Below are 19902 nucleotides of genomic sequence, written 5' to 3' on the forward strand. Positions count from 1 at the left end.
GAGCTCTACCAGTATGTACTGGTGAGCTCTTTTTTAATGCCCAGGGTTAGCTACTGCCCTGGCTGGTTAAAGGGGTTCTGGTTCCCCGGCTGGCCCGGCTGATTCTGTGGCTGACCCTGCGGTTGGCCAAACTGGTTACCCGGCTGATTCTGTGGCTGACCCTGCGGCTGACCAAACTGGTTACCCGGCTGATTCTGTGGCTGACCCTGCGGCTGACCAAACTGGTTACCCGGCTGATTCTGCGGCTGGCCGAACTGGTTCGGATTGTTGTTACCCGGCCCCTGCAGAAGGTGGCCATACTTGACGATCGCAATCACGCCGAGGGTGATGATCGCCAAAGCAAGGAGAATTGCGACAAACAACCAGAACTTAGGGCCACCATCGAAGGAGACGTCAACCTTAGGAGTTGGCATATATTCCGAGTAGCCTGATGGAACTGACTGCGTCAACTTATCAACTTCCTCCTTCGCCTCCTTGAAGTCGCCATTGAACTGGACATATGCGACAATATTCCAGATCAACAGTAGTGCTCCGGAACCAATCGTCATGAAGACAGCAATGCGAGGCTGCGCTTTCAGCCATAGCATTACCGCCGCGCCGATCAGCAACCCCAGAACCAAGATCATGAACAGGATGCCTAGGCTCTCGCTGTACCTTTCAGCGTCGGATGCATCTGCGTAGGAGGCAGAAACTCGACCCCAGCCGTTCATCGACGCGGAATTCTTAGTATCTTCATACCTAGCTTCCACGCCAAACCAGGGAAGGAAGCTGACGATCAGCACCAATAGCGCAGAGACTCCGGCGGCAATCGCACCCATCTGGTTCCACTGCAGAGACTGCCCCTTCGGCCCCTGCGGATTGAACTGGCTCTGCGGGCCGAACTGCTGCGGCTGTTGTGGCTGCTGCATTTGGTTCGGCTGCTGCGCTGGGAATGCCTGGTTAGGTTGATTCGGTTGGCTTGGGCCACCAAAATTCTGCCCCGGCTGACCGTAAGGGTTCGGGTTACTCATAAAGGATGCTCTCAATCTTTCTGCGAAAAATCGTGGTTTACTAGCCGACTAATTATTACATTCAGCTACCCTTCCGGCGACTCCAATTGGGGAATCCTCCCTACAGAATGGGACGTTTAGGGGTTCTCTACGAAGTACTCGTCAAACTGAATGTTGCTGGCCACCTCGCCATGCTCGAAAACTTTCAAGCTCTTTTGGTTGATCTCGATTCTCGTTCCCCCACCAACTGGGACGCGGTAGCTTCCCCGACCTGGATCGGCGTAAGCCATATCGACATCCTTCTCCAGCTCATACCCACCGACATCACCGCGGTAGTAGTAATCGCCTTTCTGTCCGACCTTGCAGACAACCACATAGTCACCGTCTCCGTATGCTGCGTAGAGCCATTCGTCATCTGAGTTGCAGTGGGCGGAGCTCCCTTCCCATCCATGTCGACTCAAGGAGTACTGGGCGCTGCCAGTACTGCGGTTACTTTCCTGGCTCTCCGTTTCATCCTCGGGAGCATCGGGCGTCGGCTTCTTCGGGGGAGCGGTGGATTCTCCATTTGTTTCTGAAGCCCCACTCGGAGCAGAGGCAGAGGACTCACTGGCCACGGCGGGCGCTTCACTGTCACCATCGTCGTTTCTGTCGCCCAAGATGGCAAAGGCGGCCACACTACCGCCGACTAAAAGCGCAATCACGGCAATTGCGACACTGGCATAAACCCATGGCGAGGTTTCCTTCGCACGCTGTGGTTCTGGTGCCGGCGGATGGTAATTATTCCAATTGTTCCAGTTCTCGTTGTTCATCAGAAAACCATATGCTTACTCAGACGTCTTGCCTCTAAGAGGCCAAACGATCGTTACCTACGCCGTAGATTAACACCCCAACCCACTTAGCGCCGGAGCTCGTGATTTAGGGAATCCAGCTCGCCACCACCGGCCATCTCCAACGTCAACTGTTCCAACGTGACCTCAGAGTAATCCGCGTCCAGGGACTGCTCGCCCATATTCAGCAGCACAAAGTGGCTACCGACGAGATATGCATGGTGAGGATTGTGCGTGATCAGCACCACTCCCACCCCACGTTCCGCCGCGGCCTTAACGAAGCGCAGTACCATGCCGGATTGTTTGACGCCCAGCGCTGCGGTGGGTTCGTCGAGAATGATCACTCGCGCGCCGAAATACACAGCCCGTGCAATCGCCACGACCTGGCGCTGACCACCGGAGAGGTTGGCGATGGGCACCTCGACATCATCCAGGTGCACGCCCATTTTCTCCAACTCTTCGGCAGTGATGCGACGCATTTCATCAGCGCGGAGCATACCGAAGCGACCGGTGAGCTCCTGGCCCAAGAAGAAGTTCCGCCACACGGACATCTGCCCCACGACCGCTAGATCCTGGTAAACGGTGGCAATGCCCCTTTCCAGTGCGTCCTTCGGGCCGGAGAACTGAACCTCCTCCCCATCGACCAGCAACTCGCCACTGGTGTGCTTGTGACGGCCAGCCAGAATCTTGATCAGTGTGGACTTGCCTGCGCCGTTGTCACCCAGGATGCAGGTCACTTTGCCAGGGTAAATATCCAGGTTGATGCCCTTCAGCACGTGGACATCACCATAGTCCTTGGTGATATCGCGGAGGCTGATGACTGGGGTGGCGTCAATAGAAGAAGACATTTAGCTACGACCCCCAGAAGTGAACTTGGCGACAGAGTTATTGGTGAGCACTGCGAACAGGAGCATCGCGCCGAGGAAGAATTTGAACCAATCTGGTGTCCAGCCTGCATAAACAATGCCTTGGTTCGTCATACCGAAGATCAATGCACCAATAGCAGTACCGATGGCAGTGCCGCGCCCGCCTGTGAGCGCACAGCCGCCGATAACCGCGGCGATGATGTAGAGGAACTCGTTGCCCACACCCTGTCCGGCCTGAATGGAGTCGAAAGCAAACAGGTTGTGCATACCCACGAACCAAGCGGCGAAGGCAACGAACATGAAAAGGATGACCTTCACGCGACGGACGGGAACTCCGGTGGCACGGGCAGCCTCGGCATCACCGCCGACGGCGAAGATCCAGTTACCGAAGCGCGTCTTGAACAACAGCACGCTGGCCAGTGCAACAAAGAACAGCCACCAGAAAACAATGGTTTTAATTTCCACGCCATGGATATCCACCGAGGAGGCAAAAACTGCTTTGGCGGAGTCGAAGCCCTCCATATCGGCGATCGACGGTGTGGCGACCTGGCCAGTGACCATTTTCGTCACCGCAAGGTTGATGCCCTGCAGCATCAAGAATGCGGCGAGAGTAATAAGGAATGAGGGAATGCCAGTGCGCATCACCATAAACCCGTTAAACGCGCCGATAGCCAAGGCGATCAGGAGCGACAGGAACACGCCGACCCAGGAGTTTAGCCAGAAATTGTAGTTCAGCATTGTGGCGGCCAGGGCGGCAGTGGTCACGGCCACACCAGAGGAGAGGTCGAACTCGTCGCCGATCATCAGCAGTCCGACAGCCAGGGCGATAATACCCATGGTGGAGCTGGAGTAGAGCACCGTCGAAAGAGCGTCTAAAGAGCGAAAAGACGGGGCTACGAACATGAACAGCGCGAAGATCAACACCGCGCCTAGCACGGAGGTGAACTCGGGGCGCTTGAGCAGTTTCACAGCCTTCATCGTAGGCCTTCCTTGGCGGCATCTGCGATCGTATCTACGTTCGACTTATCCACGAACGACGGCCCGGTGAGTACTGGCTGCCCGCCGCCCACGGTCGAACCATTGCGCTTAGCCAACCAGAGCGCGTCGATGGCCATGTAGCCCTGTAGATAGGGCTGCTGATCAACAGCCCACTGAACGGTGCCCTTCTTGATAGCGGCGACGAGCTCCGCATTCGTATCAAAGGTGGAGATCTTCGCATCCGAGCCGGCCTGTTCTTTGGCCTGCACCGCAGTCAATGCGACGGGCGCGACAAGCCCCATGACCCAGTCGATGTCCTTCTGCTGTGCCAGCTTGGCCTGCACCGTGGACTGCACACTGGTGAGATCCATGCCATTGACATAGAGGTTCTCAACGGAGCCACCGTTCAGCCCCTTCTTGATGCCTGCGCAACGGGATTCCTGGCTGGGGTTACCCTGTTCGTGGATCACGCACAGCACCTTCTTGGCCCCGTCCTTAGCCAAGCGCTGACCGGCGCGTTCACCGGCGACGGACTCGTCCTGACCAAAAAAGGCGCTGAGGTTGTATTTCTTGTAATGCTCCATGCCGGAGTTCAGACCGACAACGGGGATGTCGGCTTGCGATGCGCGCTTAGCCACCGGCCCCAATGCTTCCGGGGTGGGCATGGTCAAAGCCAGACCATCGACATGGGAATCGATGGCGTTCTGTACCAGGTTTGCCTGATCCGGCGCCTGCGGGGAAGAGCTATAACGCAGCTCAAGGTTGTTCTTCTTGGCGGCATCCTCGGCGCCGGCACGGACAAGATCCCAGAAGGTATCGCCCGGTGCGCCGTGGCTTACCATCGCCACGGTGTAGCGTGGAGTATCCACTCCCCCGCCACCATCGCCGGAGGATCCTCCCCGCGGACGGCCACCGGTTTCCGAGCATGCGGTCAAAGCCAGGCCAGTGCAGATCGTGAGCAGCAATGCCGCAGTGCGGCGGAGGTTGAACAACTTTCCCCGAGAATTCGCCATGCAGAGCATCTTGCCAGGTCACAAGGGCAAAGCCCAACTGCTAGCGAGATAACTTAAAGCATTCAGAGGCTTCTAGCTGCGGGTTTCTGAGCCATCGGAACCGTCAGGATCGTCGGTACCTTCACCCTCGTCATCGTCCAAGCTAAGCCCCAGCTCTTCCAGCTCGGCCTTGAGGTTCTCCATCGACAATTCAATGTCCTGCTGCCCAGCCCCTGCACCCGCAGCGTGTGGCTGTCCGTGACCGTGCAGCCGCTGCATACCGCTGGACAACTCGCCATCCTCGGCATCCAAAGCATCGTCGGGCAGGCTATTGCCGACCTCGGCGTAGGCGGGGTAAATCACGTTACGTTCCAGGTCTTCGCGCAGAGTTTCATCGCAGTAGGCCACCTGCAGCGCATTGCTGGTCAGCTCCAACAGCTGCCACAGCTCCAGGTCACAGTGCTCGGCCAATAACTCGAATTCGCGGGACATCGTGGTTCCAGAGACCAGGCGGTTGTCCGTGTTCACGGTGCACAGGAAGCCCATCTCGTACAGCAGGCCGAAAGGATGTTCCGCCACATCGTCGCAGATGCCCGTCTGTGTGTTGGAGGTCGGGCAGATCTCCAAGGCGATGCGCTGGTCGCGCATAAAGCGGGCTACCTGCCCCAGCTCAATACCGCTCATGGTGGCATTAAAGTCTTCGTACACGCGTACGCCGTGACCGATACGTCGGGCACCCTGCGCTAGGGCGTCACGAAGAGAATCCACACCTGCGGCCTCACCAGCGTGAATGGTGAAAGGAATAAGATTTTGGCGCAGCAACTCAAAAGCGGCAGCATGCTTCGACGGCGGGAAACCATCCTCGGCGCCGGCAATGTCGAAACCGACGACATAGCCTTCACCCGGAGTGTGCTCACCGTAGTTATCGACCGTGAGCTGCGCGATTTCCTCGGAGCGATCTGCGTGGCGCATAGCGCACAGGATGAGACGCACGTGAATGCGGCCGCCCTTTTCAGCTACGATCCGCTCGCCTTCCTTAACGCCTTGCACGGTGGCTTCAACGACCTGTTGCAAGGTAAGGCCATCGGCCTGGTGCTGTTCGGGGGCGTAGCGCAGTTCGGCGTAGCACACGTTATCGGCAGCCAGATCCTCAACTGCCTCGCGAGTGATGCGCACCAGCCCCTCGGCGGTCTGCATCACGGCGGTGGTGTGGTCGAAGGTCGTAAGGTACGTGGGCAGGTCGCCGGAGTTCGCTGCCTCGTAGAACCACTGCTCCAGCTCTGCGGGGTCGGTGGTGGGCAGTTCGTAGCCGATTTTCTCGGCGAGCTCGACCAGGGTGGCGGGACGCACCCCGCCGTCGAGGTGGTCGTGGAGTTCTACCTTGGGAAGGGACGCGATGATGTCAGAGTCGATCATGTCTAACGATCCTAGCGGCATCCGCGTCCCGGGAGAGTTGCTGGTTGGAGCTAACTAGCGACGGAAGAGCTTAGAAACCAGTCCACCCGCTACTACACCTGCGGCAGCGCCGACGCCGAGAAGGCCAGCGCGGTTCGCATCCGTGCTTCCTGTACGCACCTCCTGGCGCACGCGAATAACGGCTGCCGGGGGTGCTTCGGGGCGCAGGTTCGCCAGGGACTCGGGCGTGGTGGCAGCCCATGCGGAGCAGTACAGCAGGATTCGCCAAACGAAATACATAAGCACCATCAGACCGATGATCGGGCCGAAGGCCGCGCCCGCCGGGTTGGAAAGTGCTTTGGAGAAGAACATGGTGGCGAATTGTTTGAAGATCTCAAACAGTACCGCGCCGATGATTGCTGCCTTCACCGCGGACTTGCGCGGCACCTTCGTGCGTGGCAAGTAAAGGATCATCCAGAAGAAAACTAAGAAGTTGGCGATCAACGCCACTACCAGGGCCACAGCAAAGGTGATGTAGCGAATGCCAGGGACGTCTGCCAGTCCCACGGTGTCTAGCAGCTGAGAGGTCAGGCCGGAATTACCGATAGTGGTTACCGCGAAGGCAAGAATCAGGGAAACCAGCAGACCAATCAGACCGATCAGGTCCTTAATCTTGCCGGAGAGGAAGCTGTCCGCCTGGCCTGGTACCTTCCACATCTCGGATACGCCCATACGCAGGTGCGCAATCCACCCCAGTCCGGTCCACAGCGCTAACAGCAGACCAATGGAGAACACCGAGTTTCGCTGTTCAATGGACTGCTCAATGATTGTCTTTAGAACTTCGCCCATGTTGCCGTCGCCCATATTGGCGACCTTGTCCATGACTTCATTCAGCAGCTTCTCATTACCTGCCAGGATCATGGCCAGCACTGCCAGGGTCAGCATCATAAGCGGGAAGATCGTCATCACGGAGAAGTAGGTAATGCCAGCTGCGTACTGGTTACCGCCTTGCTCGGAATAGCGATCTTGCATTCGCAGCACATGATCCAGCCATGGCCACTTTTCGCGGTACTTGTCCAGCGGCCCCGGCTCGTCTTTGCGGGATCGCTCCACACCGTAGGAGTCCAGGTTTTTCTTATCGGGGTCGGTGGTCGCCAAGGGGACGGCCCTTCCTTCCGGTCGTCTCGAAGATTCTCACATTAGTAAAGCACGGCGAGAGCCGCCGCGCTTTACTGTTCAGCCAGGAAACCTACACGCTCGTAAACTTGCTCGATTGTCTTGGCTGCAATTTCGCGGGCGCGTTCCGCACCTGCCGCGAGGATGCGGTGCAGCTCCGCGGGGTCGGCCATGTACTCGTCAAAGCGCTGACGCAGTGGAGAACAGAACGCCTCCAGCACCTCCGCCGTGTCCTTTTTGAGGTCGCCGTAACCGGAGCCGGCCTGCTGGTAGCCCTCTACGAGTTCGTCGATGCTCTTATCCCCCAGCGCCGACTGGATAACAAGCAGGTTCGATACGCCCGGTTTGTTTTCCTTGTCATAACGAATCTCGCCGTCGTTGTCGGTAACCGCCGAGCGAATGCGTTTTGCCGATACCTTCGGGTCATCCAGCAGGTTGATTAGGCCCTTGGGGTTATCCGTGGACTTCGACATCTTGGCCGTCGGGTTCTGCAGATCGTAGATCTTCGCTGCCCCCTCGGGAATGAACCCCTCTGGCACTACGAAGGTCTTCTTATACCGGGAGTTAAAACGCTCTGCCAGGTTGCGCGTGAGCTCGAGGTGCTGGCGCTGATCTTCGCCAACTGGAACCAGGTGCGGGCGGTACAGCAGAATATCCGCAGCCATCAGCATGGGGTACGCGTACAGACCAGAGGTCGTGTTATCCCCGCCCTGCTTGGCGGACTTGTCTTTGAACTGTGTCATTCGGCGCGCTTCGCCGTCGCCGGTGATGCACATCAATACCCATGCCAGCTGAGCGTGTTCCGGCACGTGGGACTGTACGTACAAAGTGGACCGCTCCGGGTCGATACCCAGGGCCAATAGCTGTGCTACCCCCGCGAGGGTACGTTTGCGCAGATCCTTGGGGTTATAACCGGGCACGGTGATTGCGTGCTGATCGGGGATAAAGTAAAAAGTCTCGTAATCGTCCTGGAGCTGGATAAACTGTTTGACCGCTCCCAGGTAGTTACCCAGGTGGTAGGAATCGCTGGTCGGCTGCAGGCCGGAGACGACGCGCTGTTTCTTCGCAGGTTGGTTCATAGTAGGTAACCTTACTCGTCGCGGGTTTCGGGGTCGGTGGTCGGGCTTTCGGACGCCCCGTCGTCCTCGTATTCGAATTCTCCCCGGTCAACCAGTTCGAACCGGTTTAGTCTTCTACGCTTCCTCTTGCTCTTCTTGTCTTTCGGTCCTCGCGGCGCTCCTACGCTGCGCCTGCGCATTTCCCGGCGGCGCACGCCAGCCTTGTTGAGCGCCCACATAGTCAATCGGCCAGCGGGGTCGCGTACATATTCCCGTTCTTGGTACTCAAACACGGGCAAGGAAATGCGGTAGAAAATCGCCAACAGACGTAGGCCAAAGGCAAAGAACAGGCAGATGACGATGACGAATTGGCTGCCGATCGTCTGATCCAGGTCAAAGTGCAGCATGCTCATGTACAACACCGAGACCAAGATGGCGATGGAGGCATAGAGCTCCTCGTTGAACACCAGCGGTACCCGGTCACACAGAACATCGCGCAGCACACCGCCGAATACGCCCGTAACCACGGAGGAAACCACGACAATCAGTGGGCTATGCCCCATCTCCAAAGCCACCTGTGCGCCCAGAATCGCGAAGGTGGAAAGGCCAACCGCGTCCAGCACCAAGAAGATAGTGCGGAAATAATCCATCAGGAAGCTCGCCAACACCGTCACCAATGCTGCGACCAATACGATGGCTAAGAAGATCGGCTCATTCACCCAACGCAGCGGGTAGTGGCCAAGCAGCAGGTCGCGCACCGTTCCACCACCGAAGGCAGTCACTGAGGCGATGAGCATGACGCCGAACATGTCCATCCGCTGTCGACCTGCAGCCAACGCAGCCGTCATTGACTCCGCGGTAAGCCCCAGGACGTAGAGGACGGTTAGCATGTGTACTCCACCAACACCGGTGAGTGGTCGGACCAGCGCTGGTCGTAAGCTGCGGCTTTGTCAACCCACACATTGTTCGCGCTGAGTGCGCGCTCCAGCATGCCGCGGGTGGCCACCTGCAGATCGATGCGCCAGCCCGCGTCGGTGTCGAAAGCCTGACCGCGGTAAGTCCACCAGGAGTACGGGCCGGCCTGCTCCGGTAATACCCGACGCATGACATCGAAATACTGCGGATCCTTTGCAGCGCCGGCTGCCAGGCGAGCTGCAGCGATCTCGCCCGGCGCGTAATCAACCGCACCGAAGAAGTCCCCGGCCACGCCAGCGGGGTTGCCATTGCGGCCCGCGTCCTCTGCGTCCGCAACCTGAGTTGCTTCATCTGGGAAGGTGCCCAGGACGGAATCCATAAAGGCTCGCTCGTCCGGCAGATAGCCCGACTTCTTACGGTTGGTCTTCCAATTCTTTAGGTCTTCGCGGCGGTGGCAAATATTCCAATCGCCGCCGATAACCAGCTCCCCCTGCCCAGCGCGGTTGTTGAGGTACTCGCCGAAAGAATCCAAGAAACGGTACTTTTCATCCTGCTTTGCCGTCCCCGCCGCACCGCTGGGCAAGTACAGGGAAGCCACGCGCACCGGCAGGTCGCCGGCATCCACCGTGGCCTCTATATAGCGGCCAGAGTCAGCGAACTCCTCGTCCCCAAAACCAACCTGCACTTCTCGCAGTGGTATGCGGGACAGGATGGCCACCCCGGCACGTCCCTTTGCGGCAGCCGGCGCCTGCTCCAGATGCCACTCGTCCAAGACGGGTTCCAGCGCAGCGCGCGTCTGCTTTTCATCCGCGCGCACCTCTTGCATCAACACTACGTCGGCCGGAGTATTTTCCAGCCACGGCAGGATCCCCTGATTATCCTCGTGACGCACCTTCGCCGCGGCACGAATACCGTTGACGTTCACCGTCGCAATAGTCAAAGACTTCATGCGCCCTACCCTACTAAGTAGGTCAGACAACCACCCCGACGAGTGGGCCAGTAACGCAGCGCGAAGAATCTACCCGCGAGCAGCCGCAAGCTGACGGCGTCGTAAGAAGTAGGCAGGAACCCACAGCAGTGCGCCGCAGGCAGCCATCACAGCACCGGCCAGAGCCGGGGTGGAATATCCATAACCAGCGGAGATGACGGCGCCGCCCACCGCTGCACCGGCCGCATTGGCCATGTTCAGTGCGGAGTGGTTTAGCGCCGCAGCGAGGGTTTGAGCATCGCCCGCCACATCCATCAGGCGGGTTTGCAGGTTCGGCACCAGGGTGGAACCCAAAAGTCCGATTACTCCGAAGTTTATGATTCCCAGCACTGCGTTGTGCGACAGGAAGTAGAAAGCGGACAGCACCACGATCAAGGTCAGCAGAGTGCCAAGGATCGCATACTCCAGGTTCCGGTCAGCCAGCACGCCACCGATGTACGTACCGATGACCATGCCAATGCCATAGACCATCAGCGGAATCCAGATCAGGTCAGCGTTGAAGCCCGCGTTCTCCGTCAGCGTCCACGAGATATAGGTGTAGACCGCGAACATACCGCCGAAGCCAACAGTGCCGATAGCCAACGTCATAAGAACCTGCGAATTAACCAGTGCGCCGAGCTCAGTGATCGGCTTCGTGCGGGGCATCAACGTCATGTGCGGAACCGTGAACCACAGCGCAATGAAGGTAATGATGCCGATGACCGCAACCATCGCGAAAGCCGCGTTCCACCCAAGGGCAGAACCCAAGCCCTGCGCAACTGGCACGCCAATAACCGTGGCGATTGAAAGTCCCATGCCCGTCAACGCCACTGCCTTACCACGCTTGCCATTCGGGGCCATCGACGCCGCGATCAGCGCGGTAACGGAGAAGTAGGCACCATGCGGGAAACCTGCGATGAAGCGCGAAATCATCAGCACCCAATAGGAATGTGCAAAGACGCTGAGGCCGTTGCCGATAACGAAAGCCCCCATAAGGATCAATGCCAGGCGTCGGCGCGGAATTGAACCCGTAAGCGTCGTAATCAGCGGAGCGCCAATGACCACTCCCAGCGCATAGGCAGAGATTACGTGGCCAGCTTCCCCCTCGGTGATGGAAAAGTCATCCGCGATGAGGTTCAGCAGCCCCATTGCCACGAACTCAGTCGTACCGATACCGAAACCACCCAGAGCCATCGCAATCATGGCTATATAACGGTGGCGGGTGGAAATCTCCGTTTGGCGCGGTATAGGGCGGCGCGATGGCAGCTTGGTTAGGCGAGATTTAGAGCTATTTTGACGGATTCGATTCACAGGCATCGCTTGCTTTCATGGGTAGGTTGGGCGGCGGGTGGGTGTAACAAAAAATATTTTTGCTCTTTAACCACAAACTGGCCGCGCGGTGGGCGGTAACCCCGTATCATTCACGGGTTTGCTATTTGCCGTATTCTTGGATCGTAAACCACTAAAAGATCAACTGACTAACTAGAGGCTGGGAGACGAACGCCACATGGCAAAGATCATCTACACCCGCACCGACGAAGCCCCGCTCTTGGCGACTTATTCCTTGAAGCCAATTGTGGAGGCTTTTGCTTCGACCTCTGGAGTGGAGGTGGAGACCCGCGATATCTCACTGGCCGCCCGTATCCTTGCCGCGTTCTCCGATGTGCTGCCCGAGGAGCAGAAGGTTGACGACGCTCTGGCTGAGCTCGGCGAACTAGCCAAGACCCCGGATGCGAACATCATCAAGCTGCCGAACATCTCCGCGTCGATCCCGCAGCTGAAGGCCGCCATCGCGGAGCTGCAGAAGGCCGGATACGACTTGCCGGACTACCCGGCTGAGCCAAAGACGGACGAGGAACGCGATGCACAGGCTCGCTACGATTCGGTGAAGGGCTCCGCTGTGAACCCGGTGCTGCGTGAGGGTAACTCCGACCGTCGCGCGCCGAAGGCCGTGAAGAACTTTGCCCGCAAGCACCCGCACTCCATGGGCAAGTGGTCGCCAGAGTCGAAGACGAACGTCGCAACGATGGAGGCAGATGACTTCCGCCACAACGAGAAGTCCGTCATCATCGATGGTGATGACACCCTGCGCATCCAGCTGGTCAAGCCGAACGGTGAGACGCAGGTGCTCAAGGAATCCTTGCCGGTTCTGGACAAGGAAATTATTGACGCCACCGTGATGCGTGCCGATGCTCTCAGCACTTTCTTCAGGGCTCAGGTGGCGCGCGCGAAGGCGGAGGGCGTGCTGTTCTCCGTGCACCTGAAGGCCACGATGATGAAGGTCTCCGACCCGATCATGTTCGGCCACGCCGTGCGTGCTTACTTCAGCGATGTCTTCGAGCAGTACAGCGACCAGCTGCTGCCGGCTGGCCTGAATGGCGAGAACGGCCTGGGCGCAATCCTGGATTCGCTGGACGCCGGAGAGGTGGACAAGGCAGCGGAAATCCGCGAGGCCTTTGACAAGGCTCTGGCTGATGGCCCGGATCTGGCGATGGTGAACTCCGACAAGGGCATCACTAACCTGCACGTTCCTTCCGACGTGATCGTGGATGCTTCCATGCCAGCTATGATCCGCACCTCTGGCCAGATGTGGAACAAGAACAATGAGACGCAGGATACGCTAGCGGTTCTGCCTGATTCCTCCTACGCAGGCATCTACCAGGTAGTTATCGATGACTGCCGCAAGAACGGCGCCTTCGACCCGACGACGATGGGCACCGTCCCGAATGTCGGCCTGATGGCGCAGAAGGCCGAGGAGTACGGTTCGCACGACAAGACTTTCCGCATTCCGGCCGAGGGGCGCGTGCAGGTTCTGAACGAGGCCGGCGACGTACTGATGGAGCACGAGGTCTCCGAGGGCGATATTTGGCGCGCATGCCAGACCAAGGACATTCCGCTGCAGGATTGGGTGAAGCTGGCTGTGACGCGCGCTAGCGCTACCGGCGCCCCGGCAGTGTTCTGGCTGGATCCAAAGCGTGAGCACGACATGAACGTGAAGAAGCAGGTAGAGACCTACCTGAAGGATCACGACACCGCGGATCTGGACATCCGCATCCTGTCTCCGGAGGAGGCAATGCAGCTGTCCATCGACCGCATCCGTGCTGGTGAGGATACTATTTCGGTCACGGGTAACGTGCTGCGCGATTACCTGACTGACCTGTTCCCGATCATGGAGCTGGGCACGTCCGCAAAGATGCTGTCCGTGGTTCCGCTGATCGCCGGTGGTGGCCTGTTTGAGACGGGTGCCGGCGGTTCCGCTCCGAAGCACGTGGCTCAGCTGACCGAGGAGAACCACCTGCGCTGGGATTCTCTGGGCGAGTTCCTGGCTCTGGCGGAATCCTTGCGCAAACTGCAGGAGACGGATAACAATCCACGCACCCCTATTCTGGGCGATGCTCTGGATGCCGCTACCGAGGCACTGTTGAACGGGTCGAAGTCCCCGTCCCGCAAGGTTGGCGAGATCGACAACCGCGGCTCTCACTTCTACCTGGCGAAATTCTGGGCACGTGAGCTAGCTGACCAGACTCGCGACGCGGAGCTGGCAGAGATCTTCAAGCCTGTTGCTGACGCCCTCGAGGCCAACGAGGAGAAGATTTCCCAGGAGCTGCTGGATGTTCAGGGGCACGAGGTGGATCTGGGCGGCTACTACTGGCCAGATGACGAGAAGACGTTCGCAGTGATGCGTCCGTCCGCGACCTTCAACGAGATCATCGACGGCCTAAACTCCAACAAGTAGTATTGCTGCGAGTTTTACCCCGGAGCTGGCATTAGGATGCCGGCGCCGGGGTTTCTTCATGCACAGTTTCCTCCCTCTCCTCCCCGTTCACGCTGCGAATGTCGCTAGATCGGGAATCTGTAACGCGTCTACACAAAACACAATTTGTTGCAGCTTCCTGACCAGGCCTTTTAGAGTTTTGACAACGGCTTCTAATAACAGATTCCCGTTTTAGCGACATTCCCCCGCAACCCCCGGAGCTATCCCCTGCAACCAAACCATACAAATATAGACTAAGCGGTACGGATAACTTCTAGGCGCTAAACACGCCACTACCTGGCATTTTATGGCTTCGAGAAGAAAAAAGTAGACAGAGCGGTTTACTTTTATGGCATGCCGGTCTATCGTCGTAAAGCAACAAGCCCAAATAACAAGCAAAACGACAGACCCCAAAGGATCGCACCCAATGCCCAAGTACAACAACGAAAACGCAGAGAAGTGGGGTTTCGCCACCCGCCAGATCCACGCTGGCCAACCTGTCGGCGATACCGGCGCCCGTAACCTGCCGATCCACTTCACCTCCAGCTACGTCTTCAACGATGCCGAGCACGCCAAGCAGCGCTTCCACTTAGAAGACCTCGGACCGATTTACTCGCGCCTGACCAACCCCACGGTAGAAGCGCTGGAGAACCGCTTGAACTCCCTAGAAGGCGGCGTGCACGCAGTGGCATTCGCCTCGGGCATGGCTGCCGAGACCGCCGCGATCCTCAACCTCGCTGGCACCGGCGACCACATCGTCGCCTCCCCGCGTCTGTACGGCGGCACCGAGACGCTGCTGCAGCACACCTTGCCAAAGCTGGGAATCGAAACGACTTTTGTGGACAACCCGGACGACCCGAAATCCTGGCAGGCCGCCGTCCGCCCGAACACCAAGGCCTTCTTCGCCGAGACCTTCGCAAACCCGCAGGCCGATGTGTTGAACATCCCGGCTGTGGCGGAGGTTGCGCACAACAACAGCGTTCCGCTAATCGTGGATAACACCCTGGCTACCGCTGCGCTGGTCCGTCCGTTGGAGCTCGGCGCCGACGTCGTAGTCGCATCCCTGACGAAGTTCTACACGGGTAACGGCTCCGGTCTGGGTGGCATCATCGTCGACGGCGGCTCCTTCGACTGGTCCGTCGAGCGCGACGGCCAGCCAGTCTTCCCCGGCTTCGTCAACCCGGATCCCGCTTACCACGGCCTGAAGTACGTGGACCTGGCCCCGGCTGCCTTCGGCATGAAGCTCCGCGCGGGCATCATCCGCGATACGGGCGCCACCCTCTCCGCCTTTAACGCCTGGGTCGTGGCTCAAGGTCTGGACACGCTGACCTTGCGTATCGCCAAGCACAACGAGAACGCAAAGGCCGTAGCAGAGTTCCTGGCCGAGCAACCGCAGGTGGCTACCGTGAACTATGCGGGCCTGCCGACTTCCCCGTGGTTCAAGGTCAAGGAAGAGTTGGGGCTGGAGTACACGGGCTCCGTCTTGAGCTTCGACCTGAAAGTCGACGACCCGACCTCGGAAGAGGCGAAGGAGAAGGCCTGGGCTTTTATTGACGCCCTACAGCTGCACTCCGACCTAGCGAATGTCGGCGATGTACGTTCCCTGGTGGTGCACCCGGCCACCACCACGCATTCCCAGTCCGACGCGACCGGCCTGGCTCGTGCTGGTGTCTCCCATGCGACCGTCCGCCTGTCCGTGGGCATCGAGGACATCCCCGATATCATCGATGATCTCAAGCGCGGCTTCGAGGCTATCTAGAACACACAATTTACTGGGCTGATACCTAATGAACCCCGAGTTCCTCCCCGCTTCTGGTACGTCGCGCACGGTGCCTATCGGCGACGTTGTCACGGAGGCGGGTGTGACTATTGTTGACGCCGAACTCCGTTTCTTCGCGTTCTACGACTCTTCGGAGGGCGACGCGGACTATGCCGAGTTCTCCGCAGGTCCCGAGCCGGGACTATCCCCGGAGGAACGACCTGTTGTACTGATCGAACATGCCCTGACTGGCGACGGCAATGCCGCTGACTGGTGGGCGGACATGGTCGGCCCGAATAAGCCGATCGATACCACCCGCTATTTGGTGCTGTGCGCCAATGTGCTGGGCGGATGCCAGGGGTCCACTGGGCCTAGCTCACCACATCCCGATGGCAAGGCATGGGGTTCGCGATTCCCCGGTCTATCGATCCGCGACATGGTTGTGGCAGAACGGCAGTTGCTGGAGCGTATCGGCGTCACAAGGATCCATGCCCTTATCGGCGCTTCGATGGGCGGGGCGCGGGTGCTTGAGTGGTCGCTCATGTACCCGCACATGATCAACGCAGCATTACCCATCGCGGTAAGCGCACGCGCGTCGGCCTGGCAGATCGGCTTGCAGTCCAGCCAGATTCGCTTTATTGAAGCGGACCCGGCCTGGCATGGCGGCGATTACTACTCTACGGGCGAGGTGCCATCACACGGCCTGGGGCAGGCACGTCGGATTGCGCACCTGACTTATCGCGGAGAGCTGGAAGTAGACGAACGCTTCGGGGTGGATCCGCAGCGGAATGAGAACCCCTACGGCCCCTACCGCGACCCACAGCAGCGCTTCGCGGTAGAGAGCTATCTAGACCGCCAAGCAGAGAAATTGGTCGCACGCTTCGATGCAGGCAGCTATGTGGTACTGACGGATGCCCTGAACAGGCATGATGTAGGTCGGGGTCGGGGTGGTATGAATGCAGCTCTAGGGTCGTGCGAAGTACCGACGATGGTGGTGGGCGTGGATACCGATATTCTGTACCCGCTGCACCAGCAGGAACACCTTTCACGCAACCTGGGCGACTTCATTGGCATGTCGAAAATCACCTCCCCCACTGGTCACGACGGGTTTCTGATCGAGTCGCGGCAGATGGGTCAGGTGTTAACGAAATTCCTGGCTAAGGCGGAGATCATTGCCGAGGGAAGTTCTGTCCCCGCAGCTACGCTGAATTAACTCACCAGCGGGTCGACGCTCACGGCAATCCACAGAATGCCGAATCCGATTGCCGCGGTGAAGGCCGTATCGAAGCGGCGTGAACGCACCGCCAGGATTCCCAGCATGTGGGAATCCAGAAGTAGGCGCAGGACGGCCAGGTAGAGCATAGCGCTGCCCAGCATCACGCTGGCGCGACGCCACCTGTCCACCAGCAAAAGGGCGATGACAGCCAGCAGCATCAACACGAACAGCCCCAGCAGCGCCATTTGCACAGTACGGGAGAGCCTGGATGGCGGGTTATTCCGGTCGTGGGGGTTATCGAGTAAACGCAGGCGCGCATCCCCAATGCGGGCGGGGCGGGAGCGATTAGTCACGCAGCAGATTCTCCGCACGCTCGACGACATTGCGCACGAGGAAGGCACGGGTCAGTGGCCCCACTCCCCCAGGGTTGGGCGAAACGGCGCCGGCGATTTCCCACACGTCCGGGTGCACATCGCCCTTCAGCTTGCCGTCCTCGCCGCGGGACACTCCCACGTCCAGGATGGCAGCACCGGGCTTGACCATATCTGCGGTCAGCATGTGCGGCACACCAGCGGCGGCCACGATAACGTCCGCAGCCTTCGTCTCCGCCGCCAGGTCTTTCGTGCCGGTGTGGCACAGGGTGACAGTGGAGTTCTCGCTGCGGCGAGTGAGCATCAGGCCGATCGGGCGGCCGACCGTCACTCCGCGGCCGATGACTACAACTTTCGCGCCGTTCAACTCCACACCGAAGCGGCTGAGCAGGTGGATCGCGCCATTGGGAGTACAAGGCAATGGAGCGGGCTCGTTGAGCACCAGCTTGCCCAGGTTCATCGGGTGCAGGCCATCGGCATCCTTGTCCGGATCGATGCGCTCCAGCACAGCGTTTTCATCCAGGTGCTTCGGCAGCGGCAGCTGCACGATGTAGCCGGTGCAGGCATCGTCAGCGTTCAGCTCGTCAATGACTGCGTTGAGCTCTTCCTGGGAAACGTCCGCCGGGAGGTCCTTGCGGATGGAGTTCACGCCGATCTGCTCGCAGTCCTTGTGCTTCATGCGCACATAGGAGTGGCTGGCCGGGTCGTCGCCCACCAGCACGGTGGCCAGGCCGGGAGTCACGCCCTTTTCCTTCAGCGCGGCGACGCGCTGTTCCAGGTCGGCGAAGATCTCGTCGCGGTAGAGTTTTCCATCCAATTTAGTAGCTGCCATGAGCCCCATTATTCCACGCGGGCTCGCTGGGATCGAGGTGGCGTCATGGCTAAAAGAGCAACTAGCACAAGAAGCTAGTAGGGCCTACCCGGCCAGTGCGGCGCATAGGCGACAGTTGGACGAGCAGGTTTCATGGCGGCCACGACCACGCCAATGACGACGATGGCGATTCCAGCCAGCGCGACCAAGGTGGGGATTGTGAGAGTATGCTGCAAAGTCGTTTCGGTATCCAGCCAGGTATCGAGGATTTCGATGTAGCGCTGCCCATCTTCCGCAGTCATTACATCCCGGCCATTAGGTCCCCCGGTGGGCCAAGCTTTCTCTCCGTACTCCCGGATTTCCTCGCGAAAATCCCACCCTGGCACCACCGCGAAAGCCGCCCCGCCACCCCACCAGACGAGCATGCCGCTCCAAAAAATGGCGAGGGAATCATTGCACCACTTCGGGATCGCGAGCGCCAAGAAATTGAGGAGGCACTGAATGCCGAAGAAGAGCGGGCCGACCGCGCCGGCGATTAGAAGTATCCCCACCCAGTCCTTGCCATAAAACACGAAGCGCAGGATGCAATACACAATCGGCATGAGGAAAGCAGCGAGCCAACCGATGAGCAGGGGCATGAAGCGAGAGTCCTGGCCGGTCTGAGGCGGCGGGGCATACCCGTAGGCGGGCATAGGGGCAGGCGAGCCGTAGTGAGGGTACGTCATGCCACCGATCCTGTCAGACGGCGGGCGCTTTGGCTGCGCATTCTGGGCATTAAGGTGAACACGGCCAAGAGCATGAAAAACCGCGGCACGTTGAGAATATGCCGCGGGGTAGGATGAGGTTTTTCTTCCATACTTATAGAAGTTTCTGCACTGTGGGAATGTTCCCACAGCTACTTTAATTCGCCTGCGATTCAGCCAGATCACGTCGGCGGCGAAGCAAGGTAAATGCACCCAAAACAACGAGCATGGCTCCGATGAGCGCCACCCACCACAGATGCGCTCCGGTTTGTGCCAGTCGATCGATGATGCTTGAAGACTCGCCGCCTTCATGGCCACCGCCTGGGCTATTTGGCGGTGCTGGAGTATCCGGGTGCTCCGGCGGCGGGGTACCTGGAGTGCTTGGTTTATCGGGCGGCGTCCCGGGCTTATCCGGAGGCGTTCCGGGATCGTCCGGCGGCGTTCCTGGCTTATCTGGAGGCGTTCCGGGATCGTCCTCCGGCTTCGGCTTCGTATTCACCGTCACGTTGTAGTTCCAGCTGCCGGTTTCTCCGATAGGGATCGTGATGAGGAAAGGACTGGACTGGCGGTATTCCTTAGTGGGATCCGCGCCCTCGTATTCTGTGACCAAGTACAAGCCGACCGGGAGACCGGTGAACACTGCCTTACCGGAACTATCTGTGTACGCCTCAAAGGTTCTATCGAATCCCCGCCGACGAGCATCAGCTACCGAGAGCCGCTTCGCCTGTTTCATCCCCTTCTCGGTAGTGAGGTCAATCCCCTGGACACGCTGCGCTGTGAAGCGAATGTTGTCGATAGGCCCAAAGGGTTTCTTGCCCCCTCGGTCGTCCCACCAATTTGGTTCGCTTTTCACCACAGTGAGAGTACCGAGACGGGTGGCATCAATAAATTTCACATCCAGGCCTTCGACCTGGCCTGTGATGGTGTGCTGCTTCGCGATAGCCTGCGGCACGACAGGAGCGGGGGCAACGAGCGGAGTGCCGACCAGAGCCACGACTGCGCCCAAACCGAACACGGAGCGGCGCAGCCCGGCACGGTGCACCGGCGCCCGCTGCACCTGTGACGCGGTATTCATGAGGTTCACG

General features: G+C 59.1%; 18 protein-coding genes. 3 read left to right on the forward strand and 15 right to left on the reverse strand.

Annotated features, from left to right (window positions below):
- Positions 1 to 50 precede the first annotated feature (50 nt).
- From AC06DS_RS01075 to AC06DS_RS01125, 11 genes are all read right to left on the reverse strand, one after another.
- Positions 51 to 1010, reverse strand: coding sequence for a hypothetical protein (locus tag AC06DS_RS01075; protein WP_477100763.1), 960 nt, complete (start codon positions 1008 to 1010; stop codon positions 51 to 53).
- A 116-nt stretch (positions 1011 to 1126) separates the two neighbouring features.
- Complete coding sequence (locus tag AC06DS_RS01080; protein WP_477100764.1) at positions 1127 to 1798, reverse strand: hypothetical protein; 672 nt, start codon at positions 1796 to 1798, stop codon at positions 1127 to 1129.
- 86 nt (positions 1799 to 1884) lie between these two features.
- Positions 1885 to 2664, reverse strand: coding sequence for an ATP-binding cassette domain-containing protein (locus AC06DS_RS01085; RefSeq protein WP_477100765.1), 780 nt, complete (start codon positions 2662 to 2664; stop codon positions 1885 to 1887).
- A complete protein-coding gene (locus AC06DS_RS01090) occupies positions 2665 to 3660 on the reverse strand; it encodes an ABC transporter permease (protein ID WP_293790739.1) in 996 nt (331 codons plus the stop codon).
- The gene (locus AC06DS_RS01095; protein ID WP_448308054.1) at positions 3657 to 4652 is read right to left on the reverse strand and encodes a substrate-binding domain-containing protein; all 996 of its coding nucleotides are present in this window, start codon (positions 4650 to 4652) and stop codon (positions 3657 to 3659) included. The genes AC06DS_RS01090 and AC06DS_RS01095 overlap by 4 nt, the downstream gene beginning before the upstream one ends.
- Before the next feature lie 93 nt (positions 4653 to 4745).
- Positions 4746 to 6068, reverse strand: coding sequence for an adenosine deaminase (locus AC06DS_RS01100; RefSeq protein WP_477100766.1), 1323 nt, complete (start codon positions 6066 to 6068; stop codon positions 4746 to 4748).
- A gap of 54 nt (positions 6069 to 6122) precedes the next feature.
- Entirely contained in the window at positions 6123 to 7205 is a 1083-nt protein-coding gene (locus AC06DS_RS01105) for a YhjD/YihY/BrkB family envelope integrity protein (protein ID WP_293790736.1), read from the reverse strand.
- Between the two features lie 71 nt (positions 7206 to 7276).
- A complete protein-coding gene (gene trpS, locus AC06DS_RS01110) occupies positions 7277 to 8302 on the reverse strand; it encodes a tryptophan--tRNA ligase (protein ID WP_293790735.1) in 1026 nt (341 codons plus the stop codon).
- Positions 8303 to 8313: 11 nt separating this feature from the next.
- Positions 8314 to 9171: a trimeric intracellular cation channel family protein gene (locus AC06DS_RS01115; protein WP_293790734.1), complete on the reverse strand. Its 858-nt coding sequence runs from the start codon at positions 9169 to 9171 to the stop codon at positions 8314 to 8316.
- Positions 9165 to 10145 (reverse strand): exodeoxyribonuclease III, encoded by a 981-nt coding sequence (locus AC06DS_RS01120; protein WP_477100767.1) that lies wholly within the window; start codon positions 10143 to 10145, stop codon positions 9165 to 9167. The genes AC06DS_RS01115 and AC06DS_RS01120 overlap by 7 nt, the downstream gene beginning before the upstream one ends.
- 69 nt (positions 10146 to 10214) lie before the next feature.
- The gene (locus AC06DS_RS01125) at positions 10215 to 11480 is read right to left on the reverse strand and encodes an MFS transporter (protein WP_477100768.1); all 1266 of its coding nucleotides are present in this window, start codon (positions 11478 to 11480) and stop codon (positions 10215 to 10217) included.
- A gap of 190 nt (positions 11481 to 11670) precedes the next feature.
- Here AC06DS_RS01125 and AC06DS_RS01130 point away from each other — a divergent pair, with 190 nt between their 5' ends.
- The 3 genes from AC06DS_RS01130 to metX all read left to right on the forward strand — a co-directional run bounded on the left by AC06DS_RS01130 (position 11671) and on the right by metX (position 16889).
- Entirely contained in the window at positions 11671 to 13899 is a 2229-nt protein-coding gene (locus AC06DS_RS01130) for an NADP-dependent isocitrate dehydrogenase (protein ID WP_477100769.1), read from the forward strand.
- Between the two features lie 445 nt (positions 13900 to 14344).
- Entirely contained in the window at positions 14345 to 15676 is a 1332-nt protein-coding gene (locus tag AC06DS_RS01135; protein ID WP_477100770.1) for an O-acetylhomoserine/O-acetylserine sulfhydrylase, read from the forward strand.
- Between the two features lie 28 nt (positions 15677 to 15704).
- Positions 15705 to 16889: a homoserine O-acetyltransferase MetX gene (gene metX / locus AC06DS_RS01140; protein WP_477100771.1), complete on the forward strand. Its 1185-nt coding sequence runs from the start codon at positions 15705 to 15707 to the stop codon at positions 16887 to 16889.
- Here the strand turns inward: metX and AC06DS_RS01145 are convergent.
- The 4 genes from AC06DS_RS01145 to AC06DS_RS01160 all read right to left on the reverse strand — a co-directional run bounded on the left by AC06DS_RS01145 (position 16886) and on the right by AC06DS_RS01160 (position 19892).
- Positions 16886 to 17245: a DUF3017 domain-containing protein gene (locus tag AC06DS_RS01145; protein WP_287861864.1), complete on the reverse strand. Its 360-nt coding sequence runs from the start codon at positions 17243 to 17245 to the stop codon at positions 16886 to 16888. The genes metX and AC06DS_RS01145 overlap by 4 nt on opposite strands.
- Positions 17238 to 18095 (reverse strand): bifunctional methylenetetrahydrofolate dehydrogenase/methenyltetrahydrofolate cyclohydrolase, encoded by an 858-nt coding sequence (locus tag AC06DS_RS01150; protein WP_477100772.1) that lies wholly within the window; start codon positions 18093 to 18095, stop codon positions 17238 to 17240. The genes AC06DS_RS01145 and AC06DS_RS01150 overlap by 8 nt, the downstream gene beginning before the upstream one ends.
- 74 nt (positions 18096 to 18169) lie before the next feature.
- On the reverse strand, positions 18170 to 18799 hold the full coding sequence (locus AC06DS_RS01155) for a hypothetical protein (RefSeq protein ID WP_473963620.1): 630 nt from the start codon (positions 18797 to 18799) through the stop codon (positions 18170 to 18172).
- Between the two features lie 175 nt (positions 18800 to 18974).
- A complete protein-coding gene (locus AC06DS_RS01160; RefSeq protein WP_287862008.1) occupies positions 18975 to 19892 on the reverse strand; it encodes a pilin N-terminal domain-containing protein in 918 nt (305 codons plus the stop codon).
- Positions 19893 to 19902: the final 10 nt, after the last annotated feature.

It is taken from the genome of Corynebacterium sp. TUM25015 (assembly GCF_056393505.1).

Coding starts and splice junctions, on each gene's coding strand:
- AC06DS_RS01075 (WP_477100763.1), bottom strand. CDS start 1,010: ATGAGTAACCCGAACCCTTACGGTCAGCCGGGGCAGAATTTTGGTGGC.
- AC06DS_RS01080 (WP_477100764.1), bottom strand. CDS start 1,798: ATGAACAACGAGAACTGGAACAATTGGAATAATTACCATCCGCCGGCA.
- AC06DS_RS01085 (WP_477100765.1), bottom strand. CDS start 2,664: ATGTCTTCTTCTATTGACGCCACCCCAGTCATCAGCCTCCGCGATATC.
- AC06DS_RS01090 (WP_293790739.1), bottom strand. CDS start 3,660: ATGAAGGCTGTGAAACTGCTCAAGCGCCCCGAGTTCACCTCCGTGCTA.
- AC06DS_RS01100 (WP_477100766.1), bottom strand. CDS start 6,068: ATGATCGACTCTGACATCATCGCGTCCCTTCCCAAGGTAGAACTCCAC.
- trpS (WP_293790735.1), bottom strand. CDS start 8,302: ATGAACCAACCTGCGAAGAAACAGCGCGTCGTCTCCGGCCTGCAGCCG.
- AC06DS_RS01115 (WP_293790734.1), bottom strand. CDS start 9,171: ATGCTAACCGTCCTCTACGTCCTGGGGCTTACCGCGGAGTCAATGACG.
- AC06DS_RS01120 (WP_477100767.1), bottom strand. CDS start 10,145: ATGAAGTCTTTGACTATTGCGACGGTGAACGTCAACGGTATTCGTGCC.
- AC06DS_RS01125 (WP_477100768.1), bottom strand. CDS start 11,480: ATGCCTGTGAATCGAATCCGTCAAAATAGCTCTAAATCTCGCCTAACC.
- AC06DS_RS01130 (WP_477100769.1), top strand. CDS start 11,671: ATGGCAAAGATCATCTACACCCGCACCGACGAAGCCCCGCTCTTGGCG.
- AC06DS_RS01135 (WP_477100770.1), top strand. CDS start 14,345: ATGCCCAAGTACAACAACGAAAACGCAGAGAAGTGGGGTTTCGCCACC.
- metX (WP_477100771.1), top strand. CDS start 15,705: ATGAACCCCGAGTTCCTCCCCGCTTCTGGTACGTCGCGCACGGTGCCT.
- AC06DS_RS01150 (WP_477100772.1), bottom strand. CDS start 18,095: ATGGCAGCTACTAAATTGGATGGAAAACTCTACCGCGACGAGATCTTC.
- AC06DS_RS01155 (WP_473963620.1), bottom strand. CDS start 18,799: ATGACGTACCCTCACTACGGCTCGCCTGCCCCTATGCCCGCCTACGGG.
- AC06DS_RS01160 (WP_287862008.1), bottom strand. CDS start 19,892: ATGAATACCGCGTCACAGGTGCAGCGGGCGCCGGTGCACCGTGCCGGG.